This is a genomic window from Amycolatopsis sp. NPDC051102, from assembly GCF_040682815.1.
Taxonomy (GTDB): Bacteria; Actinomycetota; Actinomycetes; order Mycobacteriales; family Pseudonocardiaceae; genus Amycolatopsis.
The window spans coordinates 55759-77165 of sequence record NZ_JBFBBT010000014.1 but is presented as its reverse complement, the minus strand read 5'-3'; the positions used below and the strand labels follow the sequence as shown (position 1 = coordinate 77165).

Genomic DNA, 21407 nt, shown 5'->3' with positions numbered 1-21407 from the left:
GGGGTGGGGATCTGGCAGCAGACAGGCAGCGACGTGCGCCTCGACTGGGGCGCCGAAGGCGTCGCGGCCCTGGGCCGGGAGTGCGCGGTACTGGTGGTGGTCGACGTGCTGTCCTTCGGCACGACCACGGATCTCGTACTCGCCCGCGGCGGCCGCGTGCTGCCGGTCCGGTGGCGTGACGAGCGCGGGATCGCCCGCGCTCGGGCGGCCGGGGCGGTCATCGCGGGCGAGGGCGGATGGACCCTTCGGCCCTCTTCTGTGACGGAAATCCCTCCGGGGACGCTGCTCGCGCTCCCCTCGCCCAACGGCGCGACCCTGTGCGACGCCGCCGCGGCGACCGGGGCGCACGTGCTCGCGGGCTGCCTGCGCAACGCTTCCGCCGTCGCCGCGAAGGCGCGCGAATTGGGAGGCCCGATCGGCCTGATCGCGGCCGGGGAACGCTGGGGCGTGAACATTTTCGGCCAGAGCGAAACGTTCGGGCCGCTGCGGCCGTGCGTCGAGGACCAGATGGGCGCCGGGGCGATCGCGGCGGCGCTGGCCGGGCACGGGCTTTCGCTGTCTGCCGAAGCCGCGCTCGCGGCCCGGTCCGTCGACGTCACGACCCTGGCGACCTGCGTGTCCGGGCGCGAACTGACCGAAGCCGGCCACGGCGGCGACGTCGCGCTGGCCGCACAAACCGACGTGAGCGACACCGCTCCCGTCCTGGACGAAGGAGTACTGCGATGACCGGACGCTGGATCGAGGTCGCCGAGGGTGTGCACGCTCGCCGTTACGAGGAGCTGGACCTGACCGTCGGGCTCGTCGTCGGCGCCGAACGCTGTCTCGTCGTCGACACCCGCGGCGATCTCGAACAGGGGGCCGAGCTGGCCGCCGCCGTCCGGGAGATCACGTCGCTGCCGTGGGTCGTCGTCTACACCCACGCGCACTTCGACCACGCCTGGGGCACCGAGGCGTTCCTGCCGTGCGAAATCTGGGCGCACGAGGGCTGCGCCACCGAGCTGAGCGCGGATCCCGACGCCCGCCGGGCCACTTGGGAGGCTTACTACCGCAAGGAGGGCAAGCCGGACATCGCGGACGCGATCTCCCGGACGACCATCACCGCCCCCGACCACACCTTCACCGGCCGCGTCGAACTCGACCTCGGCGGCCGGACGGCCGTCTTCCTGCACCCCGGACCGGCGCACACCGGGCACGACGTGGTGGTGCACGTGCCGGACGCGGCGGTCGTCTTTGCCGGCGACGTCGTCGAGAACGCCGAGGCCGGGTTCAGCGCGTTCTCGTTCAGCTCCGAAACCGACCTGACCGCCTGGCCGGACGCGTTCGACGCCATCCTCGCCCTGGAACCGCGGGTCGTCGTGCCCGGCCACGGCGACCCCGTCGACGCGGCCTTCCTGCGCTACCACCGCGACGGCCTGCACGAGCTGATCTCGCTCAAGGCGGGCCTGGGCCGCGGCGAGACGACCGAAGTGGCCGCCGTCGCCGCGTCCCGCTACCCCAGCGACGTCACCCTGGCCGCCTTGGAAACTCCCTAGTCGAAGTTCAGTTCGCCCGACCGGGTGCGCTTGAGCTCGAAGAAGTCCGGGTAGCTCGCCAGCGCCACCGCGCCGTCGAACACCTTCAGCGCGTCTTCGCCGCGCGGGATCGAGGTCAGCACCGGGCCGAAGAACGCGACGCCGTCGATGTGGATCGTCGGGGTGCCGACGTCCATGCCGACCGGGTCCATGCCCTCGTGGTGGCTCTTCTTCAGGGCCTCGTCGTACTCGGTCGAGTCCGCGGCGTCGAACAGCTCGGCCGGCGCGCCGATGGCGGCCAGCGCCTCCTTGATGACGACGTCGCGGTCCTTGTTGCCCTGGTTGTGGTAGCGGGTGCCGAACTCGGTGTAGTAGTCGCGCAGCACCTCTTCCCCCTTGAGCTGCGACAGCGCGACGGCCACGCGCACCGGGCCCCAGCCCTTCGACAGCAGCTCCTTGTACTGCTCGGGCAGCTCGTCCCGGCCCTCGTTGAGCACCGACAGGCTCATGATCCGGAAGTGCAGGTCGAGGTTGCGGTGCTTCTCCACCTCCAGGATCCAGCGGGAGGTGATCCACGCGAACGGGCAGATCGGGTCGAAGTAGAAGTCGACCTTCGTGGGCTGCTCGGCAGCGGTCATCGGGGCACTCCTGAGTCATGTCTTGATGTGGGCGGACCCCCACGTAGCGGGCCAACACCTCCGGACGCGGGCTTGTTCCCTTCCTCGCCCGGCACCCCGTACCCATGATTGGATGCGGGGAGTTGAAAACCGATACCAACGACCAGAGGTGCCTGTGCCCGCCCCCAACCTGACCCGTGACCAAGCCAAGCTGCGCGCGGATCTGCTCGACGTCACCGCGTACGACATCGAGCTCGATCTCACCGACGGCCACGGCGGTCCCGGGGAGAAGACCTTCGCGTCGACGACGACCGTCCGGTTCTCCAGCGCCCGGGCCGGCGAATCCACGTGGGTCGACCTCGTCGCCGACCGCGTGCACTCGGCCACCTTGAACGGCGCGGACGTCGACGTCAGCGCCTACGTCGAGGACAAGGGCATCGCGCTCCCCGGGCTCGCCGAGTCGAACGAGCTCACCGTGACCGCCGACTGCCGGTACATGAACACCGGCGAAGGCGTGCACCGGTTCGTCGACCCGGTCGACGACGGCGTCTACCTGTACACGCAGTTCGAGACGGCGGACGCCAAGCGCATGTTCGCCTGCTTCGACCAGCCCGACCTGAAGGCGGTCTACCGGCTCACGGTGATCGCGCCGAAGGACTGGAAGGTCATCTCCAACGCCGTCGCCGAGTCCGCCGAGGAGACGCCGGAAGGCGCCGTCCGCACGGTGTTCAAGGAGTCCGAGCGGCTCTCCACCTACCTCGTCGCGCTGGTCGCCGGCCCGTTCGCCGAATGGCGCGACGAGTACACCGACGACCACAAGACCATCCCGCTCGGCGTCTACTGCCGCGCGTCGCTGGCCGAGCACATGGACGCCGACCGGCTGTTCACCGAGACCAAGCAGGGCTTCGGCTTCTACCACGAGAAGTTCGGCACGCCCTACCCGTTCTCCAAGTACGACCAGCTGTTCGTGCCGGAGTTCAACGCGGGCGCGATGGAGAACGCCGGTGCGGTGACGTTCCTGGAGGACTACGTCTTCCGCAGCCGCGTCACCCGCTACGCCTACGAGCGGCGCGCCGAGACGCTGCTGCACGAGATGGCGCACATGTGGTTCGGCGACCTGGTCACCATGCGCTGGTGGGACGACCTGTGGCTGAACGAGTCGTTCGCGACCTTCGCGAGCGTCCTGGCCCAGGCCGAGGCCACTGAGTACAAGAACGCGTGGACCAGCTTCGCGAACATCGAGAAGTCGTGGGCCTACCGGCAGGACCAGCTGCCCTCGACGCACCCGATCGCGGCCGACATCGTCGACCTGCACGCGGTCGAGGTGAACTTCGACGGCATCACCTACGCCAAGGGCGCGAGCGTGCTCAAGCAGCTCGTCGCCTACGTCGGGCTGGACCACTTCCTCGACGGCCTGAAGGTGTACTTCGGCAAGCACGCCTGGGGCAACGCGACCCTGGCCGACCTGCTGGGCGCGCTGGAGGAGGCGTCCGGGCGCGACCTGTCGTGGTGGAGCGCGCAGTGGCTGGAGACGACCGGGCTGAACTCGCTCAGCCCGCGCTACGAGGTCGGCGCGGACGGCAGCTTCACGTCGTTCGCCGTCGTGCAGTCCGGCGCGAAGCCGGGTGCCGGTGAGCTGCGCACCCACCGGGTCGCGGTCGGCGTCTACGACGAAGACGGCTCCGGCAAGATCGTCCGGAAGCACCGCGTCGAGCTCGACGTCGACGGCGAGCGCACCGAGGTGCCGGAGCTGGTCGGGCAGCCCGCGGGCAAGCTCGTGCTGGTCAACGACGACGACCTGACCTACTGCACGATGCGGCTCGACCCGGCGTCGCTGACCACGCTGATCGACCGCATCGCCGACATCACCGAGCCGCTGCCGCGGACGCTGTGCTGGTCGGCAGCGTGGGAGATGACCCGCGAGGCCGAGCTGAAGGCGCGCGACTTCGTCACGCTGGTGCAGCGCGGCATCCACACCGAGAGCGAGGTCGGCGTCGTCCAGCGGCTGCTGCTGCAGGCGCAGACCGCGCTCAACTCCTACGCCGAGCAGGAGTGGGCGGCCTCGACCGGCTGGCCCGCGTTCACCACCCGGCTGCTGGAGCTGGTGCGGGGCGCCGAGCCGGGCTCCGACCACCAGCTGGCCTTCGTGAACTCCCTGGCCGGGTCGGTGCTGGACGCCGCCACGCTGGACGTGCTGGCGGGCTGGCTGGACGGCTCGGCGCCGCTGCCCGGGCTCACGGTGGACACGGACCTGCGCTGGCGGCTGCTGCACGCGCTGGTCGCCCACGACCGGGCGGGCGCGACGGAGATCGACGCCGAGCTGGCCCGCGACAACACGGCCACCGGCCGCCGCCAGGCGGAGCGCGCCCGCGCCCTGCGCCCGACGGCGGAGGCCAAGGCCGACGCGTGGCAGCGCGCGGTGTACGACGACGAGCTGCCGAACGCGGTGAGCGACTCGCTCATCTCGGGCTTCTCCCACCCGGGCCAGAAGGGCCTGCTGGGCGACTACGTCGCCAAGTACTTCGAGGTCATCGACGAGGTGTGGCAGCGGCGCTCGAGCGAGCGGGCGCAGCCGATGGCCATCGGCCTGTACCCGTCGTGGGCGGTGGCCCCGGAGACGGTGACGGCCTCCGACGAGTGGCTGACGGGCGAGCACCCGCAGGCCCTGCGCCGGCTGGTGTCGGAGGGCCGGGCGGGCATCGTGCGCGCCCTGGCGGCACGGGACTTCGACGCACAGGCGTGAGATCGCGGCCGGGCGGCGGGTCGTGCTCCGGCACGGCCCGCCATCCGGCCAGGCAGCGGGTAGTGGTCAGGTACGGCCCGCCATCCGGCCAGCGGCCAGTCAGGCTCCGGACATAGCCCGCCCTCCGGCGGGTCGGGCTCCGGGCAGGGGCCGCACTCCGGCCAACCGACGAGACAGGCTCCGGCAAGTCCCGCCAGCCAGGCTCCGGACACGACCCACACTCCGGCCAGGCAGTGGGTAGTGCTCCGGCACGGCCCGCCCTCCGGCCAGCGGCGAGTCAGGCTCCGGATACAGCCCGGCCTCCAGCCAAGCGGCGAATCAGGCTCCGGACACGACCCGCCCTCCCTGGGGGCTGCCCCCGCTTCCAGCGTATCGGCGGTGTCCGACGGAAACCGGCGATCGGCCGCAGCAGCGGCTCGGTTGTCCACAACCCGGCCGATCTGGGGACAAGCTCGCACGAAAAGAGCCCCGCACCTCGGAAACCAGGGTGCGAGGCTCTTCGACGTCTGGGTCAGCGGGGCGCGGGGCCCGCCTGGTCGGACAGCATGCGCAGCGCGTTCACCAAGCCGTTGACCAGCCCGCGGACGAGGTCGCCCTCCTTGAAGGACGCCACCATGCTGGCCACCGCCAGCTTGGCGCCGCGGTCCGGCAGGCGCAGGTGCGCCACCTTGCCCGTGACGATCTCGATCTTCCGCTCGCCCGGCGAGACCGCGATCAGCACCGCGTTCGACGGGTCCGCCGTCGTCGCGTGCAGCTTCTCCGCCGCCGTGCGGCTGTCCTCGCCCAGCTCACCGAGGTACAGGCTGAAGTCCAGGCCGGTCTCCCGGCTCGCGAACGTCAGCGCCTCGTCGAGGCGGGCCAGCTGGCGAGTGTTGAACGGCCCGGCGGGCGCCGCCGGCTCGTACATCTTCGCCGCCGACACGCGGCCGCTGTTCGTGATGGCCTCGCCGTAGCCCAGTTCGGACTCGTCGACGCGCCTCGTCAGCTCACCAGTTGCCACGAGCGCCTCCCGCCGCGGTCGGGGCGCCCTCGGGCGCGCTGTTTTCGGCGCCGGCGTACCGGTGCCCCGCGCCGACCCCGTCGGGGTTGGCGCTCCACCACATGGCCGGGTACTCCCAGGCCTGGCCGGACCGGTGCCGCGGGGCGGCGCCGGACCTGCGCCGGAGCGTCAGCAGCCCGGCGAGGCCGTAGATGGCCAGCGGGATCACGGCGAAGACCAGGATCGTCTCGACAACGTTCACGGCGCTGAGCGTATCGGATGACCTCTGCGGCCACTGCGCGCGGCGCACTCGACCGTTCGTCGTAAGCCGACTGCCGTCCGCCGCTTGGCACGCGACGACTGGAACGTTGGGGCGAAGACCGTCGGGCCGAAAGGTTGCAACTCAACGTACAGGCGGCCGCACCCGCCGCTGTCGTCTTGTCCGGACCTTGAAATCCTCGTAGCTTTTTCACCTGTACGGGCCTTGCGCCCCGCTCTCCAGCCCCAGCAGGTAACGCACCGGTCCCAGGAGGCCCCGCCATGAACAGCGTCCAGACGCCCGCACAGGCGATCACCGAGACCATCTCGTCACTCAGCGACATCGAATTCGTCCCCGGAACGCGTGTGACGGCGGGCACAAGGGTTACCCGCGGTACACGCGTCACTCGCGGTACACGGGTGACGGCGGGAACGCGCGTCACCATGGGCACCCGGGTGACGGCGGGCACGCGAGTCACCCGCGGGACTCGCGTCACACGAGGCACCCGCGTCACGATGGGCACGCGTGTGACGGCCGGCACCCGCGTCACCTGCGGCACGCGTGTCACGCGCGGCACCCGGGTCACCCTCGGCACGCGCGTCACCATGGGCACCCGCGTCACCTGCCAGAGCGACTACACGCTGGCCGCCTGAACCCGTACTCCAGGGCCGCACGCACTACCTGAGCACCTCGCGCAAGCACCCGGCTCGCCCCGGCCGCCGCAAGGCAGCCGGGGCGCCGGCATGTTCGGGGTCAGGTGGCCGGGGGCCGCGCCGGGCGGAGGGGTCACCCGCCGGTGTTCGAAGGCACGCCGGACGGAAGCGCCGGCCAAGATCACTCAGCGCCCGAAGGCCGCGCCAACCGGACGCCTCCCGCGGAGTCGGGGTCGCCGCCCGAAGGGCACGCCAGCTGGAAGCGCCTCGCCGAGCCGCCGCAGCAGCAGCCGCAGCCCGCAGTCAAACAGCGGCCGACCCCGGGCACCCCGAAGTCACCGCCGCCCCGAAGGCGCCGGAACCGTGCACCAGGCTCCGCCGGCCTCCGGAAGACGTCAGGCCGCGGAGCCCAGATACGGCCGCCAGAGCGGGTCGGCCTCCTTGGAGTGCGCGAGCAGCCGCCAGTGCGGGCCGTGCGGGGCGCGGGGGACCACCCGCAGGCGCCAGCCGATCTCCGAGAGCAGCCGGTCCGCCTTGCGGTGGTTGCACTTGGCGCAGCAGGCGACGCAGTTGGTCCAGGCGTGGGGGCCGCCCCGGCTGCGCGGGACCACGTGGTCGATCGTCTCGGCCCGCCCTCCGCAGTAGGCGCAGCGGTACCGGTCGCGGTGCATGAGCCCGGCGCGCGTGAGCGGCACCTGCGCGCGATACGGTACGCGCACGTACGTGCTGAGGCGGATCACCGAGGGCACCGGCAGCGACACCTTCGCCGAGTGCAGCTCGATCCCGCCGGGGTCACCGTGCACCACTTCGGCCTTGCCGCACATCACGAGCACGACAGCGCGCCGCAGCGGCAGCGCCGTCAACGGCTCGAAAGTGGCGTTGAGCAGGAGCACCCGGCGCCGGCCCCAGGCCGGGGCGGCCGGATCCCGGCCTCTACTACGCTGTCCGGGCGGGCGGGTCACTCCCCCTGGGCGGGTCCCCGGCCCGGCCGGGACGGTTCCGCCGGATGCGGAACCCCCCGGGTAGGCGCGCAGAACCACCTCTGGCGTCTCGTCGGCCGTGGCTTGGCCGGAGACGCCGCGGGGGCTGGGTTGTCGGTCTGGCACTCGACCACCTCCAGGGGCGTAGGCATAGTCGACCACAGAACAGGCCCCCAGCGCACGTGTGTTACAAGACGTGTCACATCCGCGCGACCCGGCATCCACCCGGCGTTGGGGCGCCCGACCGATCGGAAGGATGAACGAACCCCCGTGCTCCCCCTGCTCCCCTCCGCCGACACGCCGTGCATCAGAGACCCGAGCACGTTCTGCTTTCAGGTCTACGACGTCACGCACAACGTGTGGCTGGCGGGCTCGGCGAACTGGCTGATCACCAAGCCGGTCAAGATCCTGATGATCATCGTGATCGCGTTCCTGGTCCGCCTGCTGCTCAGACGGCTGATCAACCGCGTCACCACGCTGCCGAAGACGGGCGGCAAGCTCCCGTCGATGCTGCGTCCGCTGCGCGAGCGCGCCCCCGAGGTGCTCGGCTCGGCGGTCATCGAACGGCGCCGCCAGCGCGCGATGACCATCGGCTCGGTGCTGAAGTCGATGGCGACGTTCCTGATCTACGGCCTGGCGTTCATCCTCGTGCTGGGCGAACTCGGCATCAACCTGGGCCCGATCATCGCGTCGGCCGGCATCATCGGCGTCGCGATCGGGTTCGGCGCGCAGAACCTGGTCAAGGACTTCCTGTCCGGGATCTTCATGATGGTCGAGGACCAGTACGGCGTCGGCGACGTCGTGGACGTCGGCGAGGCGTCCGGGACGGTCGAGTCCGTCGGGCTGCGGATCACGACCCTGCGTGACGTCAAGGGCACGGTCTGGTACGTCCGCAACGGCGAGGTCCTGCGCGTCGGCAACTCGAGCCAGGGCTTCGCGGTGGCGGTCGTCGATGTCCCGCTGGGCTACACCGCCGACGTCGAACGCGCGACGACGGTGCTCGCGACCGCGGCGTCCACAGCCACCGAAGGGGACGCGCTGAAGGACAACATCCTCGAGCCGCCGGAGATGCTGGGTGTGGAGAGCGTCACACCGGAGGGCCTCCAGCTGCGGCTGACGGTGAAGGTCCGGCCGGGCAAGCAGTGGGCCGTGCAGCGGGCCCTGCGTGCCCAGCTGCTCGCGGCGCTGGAGGAGGCCGGGTTCGACCCGCCGCTCGGCCGGCTGTTCCCGCCCGCTGTCCCGGCGGCCCCGCCGGCCGAGAAGAAGGTCCGTCAGGCCGAGTAGTGCTCGCGCAGCCCGGCGAGCCGGGCCGCGCGCTCCCGGTCGAGGCCGGGGTCGTGCACCAGGTGCTCCCGCAGGTCGGCCGCCACTTCGTCCCGGTCAGGGTGGTCGCTGCGCTCGACGTGCTCGAGCGTCGCGGCCACCCCGGCGGGGAACAGCAGGAAGGCGCTCAGCCCGCTCGCGGTGTCGAAGCTCGTGTACTTGGCCTCGCTGAGCTGCCAGACGTCCCCGGCTTCGCCGCACTCGTGCAGCAGCAGCGCGGCGAGCCCGAGGCTCTCGTCGTAGCCCCAGCCGTCCTCGTGGTACCGGATCTCCTGGTCCAGGAGATAGCGGAGGAACACGGCGTCGGAGTTCCGGCGTTCGCGCAGCAGCAGGCGCAGGACCGCTTGCCGCGCCTCCGCGTCGGCGAGCTCCGGCCAGCGTTCCGGGTGATCGCGCCAGTGGCCGAGGGAGGTCGTCACGATCGGAGACGGTAGCGAGGCGCGGTTACGCTGGGAAACGGATTTGCGACCATCCGGCATGAGGCGGACCGGGCGTCGGGAACCCGGGAACGAAGGGCAAAATGGAAGGCGTGTCTGCAGTGAGCGAACCGGCGAACCTCTACGAAGCGATCGGTGGCGAACCGACGTTCCGCCGGATCGTCGGGCGGTTCTACGAGGAGGTCGCGCGGGACGAAATCCTGCGTCCGCTCTACCCCGAGGAGGACCTCGGGCCGGCCGAGGAGCGCTTCCGGCTGTTCCTCATCCAGTACTGGGGCGGCCCGCACACCTACTCCGACCAGCGCGGGCACCCGCGGCTGCGGATGCGGCACGCGCCGTTCAAGATCGGGCCGCTCGAGCGGGACGCCTGGCTGCGCTGCATCCGGATCGCCGTCGACGAGGAGAACCTGGACGAGCCGTACCGCGGTCAGCTCTGGGCCTACCTGGAGATGGCCGCGCACAGCATGATGAACAGCTTCGTCTGATGAGACGGGATGCCTGGTGGCAGGACGCCGTCTTCTACCAGGTGTACGTCCGCTCGTTCGCCGACTCGGACGGTGACGGCGTCGGCGACCTGGAGGGCATCCACTCCCGCCTGGGTTACCTCGAGCTGCTCGGCGTCGACGCGCTGTGGCTGACGCCGTTCTACCGCTCGCCGATGGCCGACCACGGCTACGACATCGCCGACCCGCGGGACGTCGACCCGATGTTCGGCACCCTCGGCGACTTCGACGTGCTGCTGACCGAGGCGCACAAGCGGAACATCAAGGTCACCGTCGACGTCGTGCCCAACCACACCAGCAACCAGCACGCCTGGTTCAAGTCCGCGATGGCGGCCGAGCCCGGCAGCCCGGAGCGGGACCGGTACATCTTCCGCGACGGCGTCGGGCCGAAGGGCGAGGACCCGCCGAACAACTGGGTCAGCGCGTTCGGCGGCCCGGCCTGGACCCGCGTGCCGGACGGGCAGTGGTACCTGCACCTGTTCGCGCCGCAGCAGCCGGACCTGAACTGGGCCAACCCGGAGGTCGCCGCGGACCTGGAGCGGACGCTGCGGTTCTGGCTCGAACGCGGCGTCGACGGCTTCCGCATCGACGTCGCGCACGGCATGGCCAAACCGCCCGGCCTGCCGGACATGGACCCGCGCGCCGGCGGGCAGGGGCCGAGCCACTACTACGACCCGCGGTGGGACCACGACGGCGTCCACGAGATCCACCAGATGATCCGCAAGGTGCTCGACGAGTTCCCGGACGCGATGGCGGTCGGCGAGATCTGGGTGACCGACGAGGAGCGGCTCTCGCGCTACCTGCGGCCCGGCGAGCTGCACCTGGCGTTCAACTTCCGCCTGGTGCTGACCCACTTCGACGCCGACGCCATGCGCACGGCCATCGAGCGGTCCCTGGCCGTCCCGGCCCGCACGGGCGCCCCGGCGACCTGGACGCTGGGCAACCACGACGTCTGGCGGCAGGTCAGCCGCTACGGCGGCGGCGCGGCGGGCGTGCGGCGCGCGCGGGCGATGGCGTTGGTCGAGCTGGCGCTGCCGGGCGCGGTGTACCTGTACAACGGCGAAGAGCTGGGGCTGGCGAACGTCGAGCTGGCCCCGGCGGAGATGGCCGACCCGCGCGCGAAGACGAGCGGCGCCGAGTTCGGCCGGGACGTCTCCCGGGTGCCGCTGCCCTGGGAGGGCGATCTGCCGCCGTTCGGCTTTTCGCGCAACCCCCGCACGTGGCTGCCGATGCCCGCGGAGTGGGCCGGGCTGACGGTGGAGAAGCAGATCGAGGACGCGGACTCGACGCTGTCGCTGTACCGGCAGGCGATCGAGCTGCGGAAGACGCATCCGGCGTTCGGCGGCGAAGAGCTGGAGTGGTACGGCGCCCCGGCCGGCTGTTTCGCCTTCCGGCGGCGCGGGGGCGGGCTGGTGTGCGCGTTGAACACCTCGGCGTCGCCCATCGCGCTGCCGCCGGGTGAGCTGCTGCTGTCGAGCAGCCCGCTGGTCGAGGGGAAGCTGCCCGCCGATTCGGCCGCCTGGCTGGTCTGAGGCCGCTTCCACACCCCACGCCGGATGTGGACAACTTCGGCTGAACGCCTCTTCGGGCGGCACTTTCGTCGGTGGCCGCCGATACGCTGGAAGCGGGGGCAGCCCCCAGGGAGGGCGGGCCGTGCCCGGCTCGGGATTTCAGCCGGACTGGTCGCCCGAACCGGAACCGTCGTCGAAGGCGCCGCTGGCCAGCCAGGCCACCAGCGCCGCGGCCTGGAGGTAGGGCGCCGCCTGGGCAGCCGCCCGGCCCGCCGCACGCGTGCGGCCCCACCTCTCAGGTCTTTCGGCGCGCTCCGGCGCCCGCTCGCCCGCCGGACGGTCCGTCCGCCACGGCGTTTCCTCGTCGGCGCGCACCGAGTCCAGGAACTCCGCGGTCGGGTCTTCGTCCTTCATCGTTCGGGGGTCCGGGTGGCGAAGCCCCCGGCCCGGGGCGAAGCCCCGGATGTCGCAGTCATCTCTTCAGCGTGCCACCATCCGGGCCGGACGGTGGCCGCCGTAAGCATTCCGTCAGAACAGCAGCGGCAGCAGCGCGTGCCGGCGCCGGACGATCGCGCCGTAGCGCGCGTCCAGGCGCAGCCACGAATCCGTGGCCGTCACGCGGACCACGTCACCGGCCACGTCCGAATCCACGAAACCCATGCCGGACATCGCGAACAGGCACCGCATCTGCACCTTGACCTCGACCGAACCGCCGCTCACGGTCAGCACCGCCTGGTCCATCAGCGACGCCGGCGGGGTGCCGTGCGGGCCCGCGTTGTCCCTGGCCAGGGTCACGCCGCGGTCGGCCAGCTCGGACACCACCCGCGCGGGCAGCTCGTCGACCAGCGGCCAGCGGCCGGACGGCGGCAGCTCGCCGTGCCAGAGCAGGTCGCGGGCCGGGCCCGGGTCCATCCGGGGCGCGCCCGCCACGGTCAGCGCCGCGAGCAGCTCGTTGCCCGACACCGTGACGTCGCCGGGGGTGACGTCACCGGCCACCGCGCGGGTGGCCAGGCACTCGAACGGCGTCGACGTCCAGGCCTCGACCACGCCGTCGCCGCGCTGCCGCAGCCGGACGGCCGTCTGGCCGTCCAGCCGGACCGCGCGGGCGACGAACGCCCCGAGGGTCTCCCGGTCGGCCGCGTCCGGCACGAACAACTCAGGCATCCGCGAACCCCTGCTTCAGAAACTCCGATTCGGCCGGGGTGAGCCTACGCGGCCGCAGCTCGACGGTGTCGTACGGCGCCAGTACCGTCTCGGCGGTGACCGCCACCGGGTCGTCCGGGGACGGCCCGCCGTGGACGCGGTAGGCCAGCGTGAAGCTCGCCGCGCGCAGCTGCGTGAGGTCGATGTCGATCCGCAGCTGCTGCCCGGACACCACGATCGGCGCCTTGTAGGCCACTTCGAGCCGGACCACGACGATGCCCTTCGGCAGCTGGTCCAGCCCCGCCTCGACCGCCGCCTCGAACAACAGCGGGATGCGCGCCTCTTCGAGCAGCGTCACCAGCTTCGCGTGGTTGATGTGGCCGTAGACGTCCATGTCCGTCCAGCGCGGGCGGACGTGCGCAACGTAGGTCACCGAACCGTGCTCCGGATCTGGCGGGCCGCCACCGACAGGGTCGCCAGGTCGAGCCGGCCGGACTTGGTGATCTCGTCGAGCGCGACGCGGGCCCGCTGCAGCCGGGACGCGTTCGTCTTCTCCCACTGCGCGATCTTGGCGTCCCCGGACGAGCCGGGATCGCTGTGCCGCAGCGCGTCCAGCGTGATCGCGCGCAGCGAGCCGTAGACGTCGTCGCGCAGCGAAAGCCGGGCGAGCGCGTGCCAGCGGTTGCCGCGTTCGAGCTTGCTGATCTCGGTGAGCATCGAGTCGATGTCCAGGTGCGCCGAGAGCGCGTAGTACAGCTCCGCCGTCTCCGCCGGGCTGTGCACGGCGTCCACGCCGACCTGCTGCTCGGCGAGCTCGGCCACCTCGGTGACGTCGAGCAGGCCGTAGGTGTGCAGCAGCAGCGACACCCGGCGGGCCAGGCTCGCCGGCACCCCGGCCTCGATCAGCTCGTCCGCGTGCGCCTGCACCGACTCGGCCTCGCGGCCGCGCAACAGGTCGCCGATCTTCGGCACGAGCTTGTCGAGCACTCGCCGGAAGCGCTTGATCTCCGACAGCGGGGCCAGCGGCTGCGGCCGGTTGGTGAGGAACCAGCGCGCGGCCCGGTCGAGCAGCCGCCGCGTCTCCAGCACCATCGCGTCGGCGACGTCGGTGTGCACGACGTTGTCGAGCGCGTCGATCTCCTTCCACAGCGCGGGGAGGTCGAACACCTGCGTCACCACGGCGTACGCGCGCACCGCGTCCGTCGCCGTCGCGTTCATCTCCTCCATCAGCCGGTAGACGAACGAGATGCCACCGCCGTCGACAACTTCGTTGGCGATCAGCGTGGTGATGATCTGGCGGCGCAGCGGGTGTTCGCCGATCGCGGAGCCGAACCGCTCGCGCAGCGGCTTCGGGAAGTACTCGGGCAGCCGGGCCGCGAAGACCTTCGAGTCGGGCAGGTCGCTGGCCAGCAGCTCGTCCTTCAGCTCCAGCTTGACGTGCGCGAGCAGCGTCGCCAGCTCCGGCGAGGTGAGGCCCTTGCCCGCCTTCTCCAGCTCGCGGAACTCCGAGTTGCTCGGCAGCGCTTCGAGCTTGCGGTCGAAGGCGCCCGCGGACACCAGCGCCTGCACCTGGCGCGCGTGCACCGACAGCATCGGCGCGGCGTGCGCCCGGCTGACGCCGAGGACCGCGTTCTGCCGGTAGTTGTCCTTGAGCACCAGCGCGCCGACCTCGTCGGTCATCTCTTCCAGCAGCTCGTTGCGCTGTTCGCGCTCCAGCTGGCCGGTCTGGACGAGGTGGTCGAGCAGGATCTTGATGTTGACTTCGTGGTCGGAGCAGTCGACGCCGGCCGAGTTGTCGAGCGCGTCGGTGTTGATCTTGCCGCCGTTGCGTGCGAACTCGATCCGGCCCAGCTGCGTGAGGCCGAGGTTGCCGCCCTCGCCGAAGACCTTGACCCGCAGCTGCTTGCCGTCGACGCGGATGGCGTCGTTGGCCTTGTCGCCGGCTGCCTGGTGGCTTTCGGTCTCCGCCTTGACGTAGGTGCCGATACCGCCGTTCCACAGCAGCTCGACCGGCGCCAGCAGGATCGCCTGGATCAGGTCCATCGGCGCGAGCGCGGTGACGCTGTCCTCGAGCCCGAGCGCCGCGCGGACCTGGGGGCTGACCGGGATCGACTTCGCCGAGCGCGGGTAGATCCCGCCGCCTTCGCTGATCAGCGAGCGGTCGTAGTCGTCCCACGAGCTGCGCGGCAGGTCGAACAGCCGGCGCCGCTCGGCGTACGACGTCGCAGCGTCGGGGTTGGGGTCGAGGAAGACGTGCATGTGGTTGAACGCCGCGACCAGGCGGATGTGCTCGGACAGCAGCATGCCGTTGCCGAAGACGTCCCCCATCATGTCGCCGATGCCGACCACGGTGAAGTCCTCGGTCTGGGTGTCCTTGCCCAGCTCGCGGAAGTGCCGCTTGACGCTCTCCCAGGCACCCTTCGCCGTGATGCCCATGGCCTTGTGGTCGTAGCCGACCGAACCGCCGGAGGCGAAGGCGTCGCCCAGCCAGAAGCCGTACTGCGCCGAGACCTCGTTCGCGATGTCGGAGAACTTCGCGGTGCCCTTGTCGGCCGCGACGACCAGGTAGGAGTCGTCGGCGTCGTGCCGGACGACGCCGGGCGCGGGCACGGTCTTGCCCTCGATCCGGTTGTCGGTCAGGTCGAGCAGGCCGGAGATGAACATGCGGTAGCAGGCGATGCCCTCGTTCAGCTGGGCGTCGCGGTCGATGCTCGCGTCGCCGCTCGGGGCCGGCGGGCGCTTCACGACGAAGCCGCCCTTCGCGCCGACCGGCACGATCACCGCGTTCTTCACCGCCTGCGCCTTGACCAGGCCGAGGATCTCGGTGCGGAAGTCCTCGCGGCGGTCCGACCAGCGCAGGCCACCACGCGCGACCTCGCCGAAGCGCAGGTGGACACCTTCGACGCGCGGCGAGTAGACGAAGATCTCGAACTTGGGCCGCGGCTCGGGCAGGTCGGGCACGCCGGCCGGGTCGAGCTTGATCGCCAGGAACGGCCGCGGCCGCCCGTCGGTGCCCATGACGTGGTAGTTCGTCCGCAGGGTGGCCTGGATGACGGCCATCAGGCGGCGCAGGATCCGGTCCTCGTCGAGGCTGGTGACCTCGTCGATCATCGCGTTCAGCTCGGCGGCCAGGGCCTCGGTGGCGGACTCGCGGTCGGCGTCGGGCAGCTTCGGGTCGAACCGGGCCTCGAACAGCCGCAGCAGCTTGGTCGCGACCTGCGTGTGGTTCAGCAGCGTGTTCTGGATGTAGTCCTGGGAGAACGCGCTGCCGGCCTGGCGGAGGTAGCGCGAGTAGGCGCGCAGCACGGCGGCCTGGCGCCAGCTGAGCCCCCCGCGCAGGACCAGGCCGTTGAGGCCGTCGACCTCGGCGTCACCGCGCCAGGCGGCCTCGAAGGCGTCCTGGAAGCGGCCGCGCAGCTCCTCGACGGCGTCCTCGTCGGACTCGTCGAGCATCTTCTGGTCGACGCGCAGGCCGAAGTCGTAGATCCAGCACGCGCCGCCGTCCTCGCGGTGCAGCTCGTACGGCCGTTCGTCGACCACCTCGACGCCCATGGCCTGCAGCACCGGGAGCACCTTCGAGAGCGTGACACCCTCGCCGCGCAGGTAGAGCTTGAAGCGCCGCTCGCCGGGCCCGGCGTCGGCGGGCCGGTAGAACGACAGCGCGAGGTCGCCTTCGTCGGTGAGCGAGTCCAGCGAGCGGAGGTCGGCCAGCGCCTCTTCGGCGGTGAAGTCCTCCTTGTAGCCCTCGGGGAACACCATCGCGAAGCGCTGACCCTGCTCGGTGGCCGACTCCTCGCCGACGATCCCGACCGCGACGCCGCCGTCGGCGCGCTCCCGGCGTTCGTCGAGGACCGCTTCGACCATCCGGTCGTCCCAGGTGCGGACGGCGTCGTTCAGCCGGTCCTGGATCTTGAGCGTGTCCGGCTCCAGGCGGCGCGCCGGGTCGGTGTGCACGACGAAGTGCACCTGCGCCAGCACCGTCTCGCCGATCCGCGCGCTGTATTCGAGCTGGGTGCCTTCGAGCTCTTCGAGCAGGACTTCCTGCATCGCCAGCCGCGAGCGCGTCGTGTACCGGTCGCGCGGGAGGTAGACGAGGCAGGAGTAGAAGCGGCCGTACGGGTCGCGGCGCAGGAACAGCCGCAGCCGGCGGCGGTCGGCGAGGGTGATCGCGCCGGTCGTCGTCGAGTACAGCGAGTCGGTGTCGGCGGAGAACAGGTCGGCGCGCGGCCAGTTCTGCAGGATTTCGAGCATCCGCTGGCCGGAGAACGACTCGATCGGGAAGCCGGCGCGGTGGATGACCTCGCGGACCCGCTTGCACACCACCGGGATGTCGAGGACGTTCTCGTGCAACGCCGTGGTGGTGAACATGCCGAGGAAGCGGTGTTCGCCGGTGACGGTGCCCTCGGCGTCGAAGGTCTTCACCCCGACGTAGTAGGGGTAGACCGGCCGGTGCACGGTCGAGGGCGCGCTCGCCTGGGTCAGCACCAGCAGCGAAGGCGCGAGCGCGGACGCGGCGGTGTCCGGGCCGGCGGTGAGGCCGCGGGCGGCGAGGCTGTCCTGGCGCAGTACGCCGAGGCCGGAGGCCAGGACGGCGCGCAGGGCGGGTTCGTCGGTGTCCGGGTGCGGGTTGTCGACGATCTCGTAGCGGCGGTAGCCGAGGAAGGTGAAGTGGCCGTCGGCCAGCCAGCGCAGCAGGCGGGCACCCTCGGCGACCTCGTCCGCGGGCAGCCGCGGCGGGTCGGTCTCCAGTTCGCTCGCGAGCTGGCAGGCCGTCTGGGCCATCTTCTCGGCGTCCTCGACGACCTCGCGGACGTCGCCCAGCACGCTGGAGAGCCGGTTGTCGAGCTCGCGGGCGCGGTTGCGGTCGGTGACGAAGTCGATCTCGATGTACATCCACGACTCGGCGGCCGAGTTCGCGGGCGGTTCGGCCGGGTCCGCTTCCGGGTGGACTTCGAGGAGCTCGCCGGTGAGGTCACGGCTGACCACCACGATCGGGTGAACGATCCGCTGCACCTGGACGCCGTCGCGGGCGAACTCCGCGGCGATCGAGTCGACGAGGTAGGGCATGTCGTCGGTGACGACCTGCACGACGGTGGCTTCGCGCGCCCAGCCGTCTTCGGCGACGGTGGGGTTCAGCAGCCGCACGGCCGGGCGGCCGGGCATCCGGGACTTGGCCAGCTGCAGGTGCGACCGGACCGCGCCGACGAGGTTGACGGGCTCGTCGCCGACGATCTCTTCGGGCGGGATGTGCCGGTAGTAGAGCCGGATGAGCTCACCGATCTCCGGCGCCAGCCCGGCCGCGGCGTCGATCAGGTCGTCCCTGATCTGCTCCGGGCTGGCCGGGGAGCGCGGGGCGCCGAATTCGGGTTCGGCGTCGGCTCCGGTTCCGGGTAGGGACGAGACTCCGGTCGAGCTCATTTGAGGCAACTCTCCAGTTTGCGTGAGGTGGCACCGCGCCGGTTCGGCGTTGAGCCGGCGCACCCCACACTAATGCGCCGCCATCCCGGATCACATGAAGACCCAGGGGTTCCCGGGGGCGCGAAAACCCTTTCCGGGCACCGGATTCGCGTGATCGGTCAAGCTACTGACGGGTTGTCTCCGGCGCGGCTGCGCGGCGCTGACCAGCCGTGCTCGCCGGGCGTTACCCGACGTGCAGCCCACGTGATCGGTTCAGTTGATCGGCCGCGCTGCCGTTCGCCGAACGCTGTCGGCCGGTCGGCGACACCGGAGTGCGACGGATCCCACTGCCCCAGCGCGCGGACAGGTCGGCGACGGATCGGGGCGTCTCACCGACCGGACCCCGGTGCGGGTGAACTGTCCGCGGTGGGTCGTCGGCGACGGCGAAACTGTCGGTGGTGGCCGGTAGCGTGGAAAACGGGGGGCGCCCCCGGGCCGCCAGGGTCAGTCGCGGGAACCGCGGCCGCGGGCGGCCGGGCTTGGGTCAGTCGCGCCAACCGCGGCCGCGAGCAGCCGGCCCGAGTCAGTCGCGGGAACCGTGGCCCCGGGGGGCCTGAGTCAGTCGCGCGAACTGTGGCCGCGGGCGGCCGGCCTGAGTCAGTCGCGCAAACCGTGGCCGCCGGCGGTCGGCCTGGATCAGTCGCGCGAACCGTGGCCCCGGGGGGCCTGAGTCAGTCGCGGGAACCGTGGCCGCCGGCGGCCAGCCCGAGTCAGTCGCGCCAACCGCGGCCCCGGGCGGCCTGGGTCAGTCGCGGGAACCGTGGCCGCGGGCGTCGGAGACCTCGGCGCCGTGGCCGTTGCGGCCGTGCCCGTTGCGGCGGCCCGTGTCCTGCGAACCCAGCTGCTTGACCAGCGCGGCCGCGCTGGCGGTGCCCGCCTGGTGCTCCGCCAGTGCGCGGGCGAGCAGGTCCGCGAGCCCGGCGTCCGGGGGCGGCTCGTCCTCGGCGATCGCGCGGGCGTAGCTCTCCGGGAACGGGGCCGTCGCCGGCGTCCAGTGGCCGAAGTCCTCCATCGGCTCCAGCGACGGCGGCATCCGCAGCCGCGGCAGCCAGGGCTCGACCTCGTCGCGGTAGTCGGGCACGGACGGCGGTTCGTCCTCCGGCCGCGGCGGGGGTGCGAGTTCGGGTTCGGGCCGGGCCGGTTCCGCGGCGCGGGGACTCTCGGCGTCCTCCGCCCGGCGGCGGCCACCGGCGCCTCCGGCCGCGGAGATGCCCAGCCGGTCCAGCACCGACCGCGCGGCCACCGAGCCGTGCTCGGCATCGTGGCGCGTGGACGGCTGCGGCTCCCGAGGCCGTTCGTACGGCTCCCGCTCGGCGGCGGGCGGCGGCGCGAGCGGCAGGGCGGGCGTGACACGCGTGGGCGCCGACTCCCGTTCGGCGGCGGTCTCCCGCAGCCGCGCTTCGGCGAGCGCGGCCCAGGAGAACTTGGTCTTCCCGCTGTCGGCGCTCGGGGCCGGCTCTCGCACGGACGGCGTTTCGGCCGCGTCGGACCGGTGTTGCTCGGGCGCCTGCGCCTCGGCAGGCTCCGAGCGGTACTGCGGCTCCCGCGCCTCAGCGGGCTCGGAGCGGTATTCCGGTTCCCGCATCTCGGCACGTTCAGAGCGGTACTGCGGTTCCCGGGCCTCGACGGCCTCGGACCGGTACCGCGGCTCCCGCGCCTCGGCAGGCTCGCCCCGGTACTCGGGATTCCGCATCGGCCGCGGCTCCGCCACCGGCCGCGACTCGACCTCCGGCCGGTACTCCGGCTCCCGCACTTCGGCAGGCTCGTTCCGATACTCAGGCGTCCGCGGCGGCCCAGCCTTCCGCGGCTCCGCGACCCCACGGCCCGGCCGCGGCTCAACGGCTTCCGCCCGGTGCTCCGGCGCGGACCGCACCTCGATCGGCTCCGGCCGCGCCGGCGGTGGCTCCGGCCGCCGCTCCACCACGACCGGCTCCGGGCGGACCCGGGCCGGCGGCGGCGCGGCTTCGTCCCGGATCGCCGGCATCAACGCCGTCTCGGCCACGTCGGCGGTCACCCGGGGCCGTTCGAACGACCACGCGGGCGCCGGCTGCCGCGGCTCGGGCCGCGGCGGTGTCTCCTCGCGGCGGAACGACCACGCGGGCGCGGATTCCTGCGCGACCGGCGGCACCGAAACCGGCGCGGGCACGGCCGGGACCGGCCGCGACGGCACCGCCTTCAGGACCTCGTCCAGGTCGACCGACGCCGGTTCGCCCGTCCCGAATTCCCCGGCCAGCACGCTGCACGCCTGCCGCCGGGCCCGGGCGTGCAGCTGCTCAGCCGCACGCGAGCGGTACAGGCACGCGATGGCCTCCTCCGCCTGTCCGAACCGCTCTTCCAGCTGGGCCAGCTCCAGCCACAGCCGCGCCGTGATCGCCGGCAGCCCGTGCCGGTCCGTGCTCGCCACCGCTTCGCGGACCAGCTCGGTCGCCGCTTCGCCCGCGCCCGCGGGCAGGTGCACCCGCGTCGCGACGGCCAGGCGCAGCCAGCCCATCGGCGCCACGCCCGCCGCCCGCACCGGCTCGGCCAGCACCGGCTCGGCGATTTCGTACGCCATTTCCGCGTCGCCGCGGTCCAGCAGTGTGCTCACCAGCAGCAGCACCAGCCGGATGCGGACGAGGCCGCCGTCGTCGGCCGGGTTGTCGAGCTTCTCCAGGAACCCCAGGCCGGTCCGGGCCGCGTCGGCCGCCGCCGTCAGGTCGCCGTGGCGGCGCCGGTGGGCCGCCGTGCCGACGCGCAGCAGGGCCCGCACCAGCAGCTGGGTGTCGGCGCCCAGCGAGTCGTCGCCGACGACGAGCTTGTCCGCCTCCACCAGCACGCGGTCCAGCTCCGACTTGCGCCCGAGCTGGCCCAGGCAGCCCACCAGGTGGCACAGCGCGGCCGCGCGGTGCACCGGCGAGACGACCGGATCGGTCAGCACCGGCCGCAGCGCGGCGAGGCCGGTCAGCGGCACGCCCAGGCTGCGGGCGCACACGGCGAGGTCGATGCGCAGGCGCGCGGCGATGTCGCCGTAACCCGCGTGCTCGGCCGCGCTCAAAGCCGCGACCGCACGCCCGACCGTGCCCGTCCGCATCCCGAGCCGGACGCGCGAGGACACGACCAGGCTCTCAGCCCGGATCCACTGCTCGTCGGCGCCGGCCGCCTCCGACAGCGCGGCCGCGCGCTCGCCGAGGACCAGGGCGAGCTCGGGTGCCCGCAGGTGGAGGGCGTCGGCCCGCTCGATCAGCCGGCCGACTGCGGAGAGGGTTCCCCCGGCATTGGCGGAGCGCCCGCCCTCCACGCGGCCCGCCGGCG

General features: G+C 72.2%; 17 protein-coding genes. 7 read left to right on the top strand and 10 right to left on the bottom strand.

Going from position 1 to position 21407, the window contains the following annotated elements:
* Window positions 1-3: 3 nt before the first annotated feature.
* Both AB0M93_RS32165 and AB0M93_RS32160 read left to right on the top strand, forming a co-directional pair.
* On the top strand, window positions 4-726 hold the full coding sequence (locus AB0M93_RS32165) for a 2-phosphosulfolactate phosphatase (protein ID WP_364280314.1): 723 nt from the start codon (window positions 4-6) through the stop codon (window positions 724-726).
* Window positions 723-1532: an MBL fold metallo-hydrolase gene (locus tag AB0M93_RS32160; protein ID WP_364280311.1), complete on the top strand. Its 810-nt coding sequence runs from the start codon at window positions 723-725 to the stop codon at window positions 1530-1532. Before AB0M93_RS32165 ends, AB0M93_RS32160 begins: the two co-directional genes overlap by 4 nt.
* Here AB0M93_RS32160 and AB0M93_RS32155 read toward each other — a convergent pair.
* Complete coding sequence (locus AB0M93_RS32155) at window positions 1529-2149, bottom strand: DsbA family protein (RefSeq protein WP_364280308.1); 621 nt, start codon at window positions 2147-2149, stop codon at window positions 1529-1531. The genes AB0M93_RS32160 and AB0M93_RS32155 overlap by 4 nt on opposite strands.
* Before the next feature lie 154 nt (window positions 2150-2303).
* Here AB0M93_RS32155 and pepN point away from each other — a divergent pair, with 154 nt between their 5' ends.
* Window positions 2304-4871, top strand: coding sequence for an aminopeptidase N (pepN, locus tag AB0M93_RS32150; RefSeq protein WP_364280467.1), 2568 nt, complete (start codon window positions 2304-2306; stop codon window positions 4869-4871).
* Window positions 4872-5382: 511 nt separating this feature from the next.
* On the opposite strand, the gene AB0M93_RS32145 is transcribed toward pepN, so the two are convergent.
* Window positions 5383-5871 (bottom strand): DUF5130 family protein, encoded by a 489-nt coding sequence (locus tag AB0M93_RS32145; protein ID WP_364280305.1) that lies wholly within the window; start codon window positions 5869-5871, stop codon window positions 5383-5385.
* Window positions 5858-6112: a hypothetical protein gene (locus AB0M93_RS32140; RefSeq protein WP_364280302.1), complete on the bottom strand. Its 255-nt coding sequence runs from the start codon at window positions 6110-6112 to the stop codon at window positions 5858-5860. The genes AB0M93_RS32145 and AB0M93_RS32140 overlap by 14 nt, the downstream gene beginning before the upstream one ends.
* A 278-nt stretch (window positions 6113-6390) precedes the next feature.
* On the opposite strand from AB0M93_RS32140, the gene AB0M93_RS32135 reads away from it, so the two are divergent.
* Window positions 6391-6762, top strand: coding sequence for a hypothetical protein (locus AB0M93_RS32135; RefSeq protein ID WP_364280299.1), 372 nt, complete (start codon window positions 6391-6393; stop codon window positions 6760-6762).
* Window positions 6763-7157: 395 nt separating this feature from the next.
* Here AB0M93_RS32135 and AB0M93_RS32130 read toward each other — a convergent pair whose 3' ends face one another.
* Entirely contained in the window at window positions 7158-7655 is a 498-nt protein-coding gene (locus AB0M93_RS32130; protein WP_364253302.1) for an HNH endonuclease, read from the bottom strand.
* Between the two features lie 357 nt (window positions 7656-8012).
* On the opposite strand from AB0M93_RS32130, the gene AB0M93_RS32125 reads away from it, so the two are divergent.
* Window positions 8013-9026 carry a mechanosensitive ion channel family protein gene (locus AB0M93_RS32125; protein ID WP_364280296.1) on the top strand — a complete coding sequence of 338 codons (1014 nt, stop codon included), beginning with the start codon at window positions 8013-8015 and terminating at the stop codon, window positions 9024-9026.
* Here AB0M93_RS32125 and AB0M93_RS32120 read toward each other — a convergent pair.
* Window positions 9014-9484, bottom strand: a complete 471-nt coding sequence (locus tag AB0M93_RS32120; RefSeq protein ID WP_364280293.1) for a hypothetical protein — start codon at window positions 9482-9484, stop codon at window positions 9014-9016. The genes AB0M93_RS32125 and AB0M93_RS32120 overlap by 13 nt on opposite strands.
* 101 nt (window positions 9485-9585) lie before the next feature.
* Here AB0M93_RS32120 and AB0M93_RS32115 point away from each other — a divergent pair, with 101 nt between their 5' ends.
* Window positions 9586-9987: a globin gene (locus tag AB0M93_RS32115; protein ID WP_364280291.1), complete on the top strand. Its 402-nt coding sequence runs from the start codon at window positions 9586-9588 to the stop codon at window positions 9985-9987.
* On the top strand, window positions 9987-11537 hold the full coding sequence (locus AB0M93_RS32110) for a glycoside hydrolase family 13 protein (RefSeq protein WP_364280288.1): 1551 nt from the start codon (window positions 9987-9989) through the stop codon (window positions 11535-11537). Before AB0M93_RS32115 ends, AB0M93_RS32110 begins: the two co-directional genes overlap by 1 nt.
* Window positions 11538-11675: 138 nt before the next feature.
* Here AB0M93_RS32110 and AB0M93_RS32105 read toward each other — a convergent pair whose 3' ends face one another.
* From AB0M93_RS32105 to AB0M93_RS32085, 5 genes are all read right to left on the bottom strand, one after another.
* Entirely contained in the window at window positions 11676-11930 is a 255-nt protein-coding gene (locus tag AB0M93_RS32105) for a hypothetical protein (RefSeq protein ID WP_364280285.1), read from the bottom strand.
* Window positions 11931-12044: 114 nt separating this feature from the next.
* Window positions 12045-12680: a hypothetical protein gene (locus AB0M93_RS32100; RefSeq protein WP_364280282.1), complete on the bottom strand. Its 636-nt coding sequence runs from the start codon at window positions 12678-12680 to the stop codon at window positions 12045-12047.
* Window positions 12673-13092: a thioesterase family protein gene (locus AB0M93_RS32095; protein ID WP_354818658.1), complete on the bottom strand. Its 420-nt coding sequence runs from the start codon at window positions 13090-13092 to the stop codon at window positions 12673-12675. The genes AB0M93_RS32100 and AB0M93_RS32095 overlap by 8 nt, the downstream gene beginning before the upstream one ends.
* The gene (locus AB0M93_RS32090) at window positions 13089-18077 is read right to left on the bottom strand and encodes an NAD-glutamate dehydrogenase (protein ID WP_364280279.1); all 4989 of its coding nucleotides are present in this window, start codon (window positions 18075-18077) and stop codon (window positions 13089-13091) included. The genes AB0M93_RS32095 and AB0M93_RS32090 overlap by 4 nt, the downstream gene beginning before the upstream one ends.
* Window positions 18078-18861: 784 nt before the next feature.
* The gene (locus AB0M93_RS32085) at window positions 18862-21393 is read right to left on the bottom strand and encodes a hypothetical protein (protein ID WP_364280464.1); all 2532 of its coding nucleotides are present in this window, start codon (window positions 21391-21393) and stop codon (window positions 18862-18864) included.
* Window positions 21394-21407 lie beyond the last annotated feature (14 nt).

What these genes read in the sequence shown, in the direction of transcription:
- AB0M93_RS32105 (WP_364280285.1), bottom strand. Translation starts at nt 11,930, where the DNA reads ATGAAGGACGAAGACCCGACCGCGGAGTTCCTGGACTCGGTGCGCGCC.
- AB0M93_RS32155 (WP_364280308.1), bottom strand. Translation starts at nt 2,149, where the DNA reads ATGACCGCTGCCGAGCAGCCCACGAAGGTCGACTTCTACTTCGACCCG.
- AB0M93_RS32110 (WP_364280288.1), top strand. Translation starts at nt 9,987, where the DNA reads ATGAGACGGGATGCCTGGTGGCAGGACGCCGTCTTCTACCAGGTGTAC.
- AB0M93_RS32115 (WP_364280291.1), top strand. Translation starts at nt 9,586, where the DNA reads ATGGAAGGCGTGTCTGCAGTGAGCGAACCGGCGAACCTCTACGAAGCG.
- AB0M93_RS32100 (WP_364280282.1), bottom strand. Translation starts at nt 12,680, where the DNA reads ATGCCTGAGTTGTTCGTGCCGGACGCGGCCGACCGGGAGACCCTCGGG.
- AB0M93_RS32135 (WP_364280299.1), top strand. Translation starts at nt 6,391, where the DNA reads ATGAACAGCGTCCAGACGCCCGCACAGGCGATCACCGAGACCATCTCG.
- AB0M93_RS32160 (WP_364280311.1), top strand. Translation starts at nt 723, where the DNA reads ATGACCGGACGCTGGATCGAGGTCGCCGAGGGTGTGCACGCTCGCCGT.
- AB0M93_RS32090 (WP_364280279.1), bottom strand. Translation starts at nt 18,077, where the DNA reads ATGAGCTCGACCGGAGTCTCGTCCCTACCCGGAACCGGAGCCGACGCC.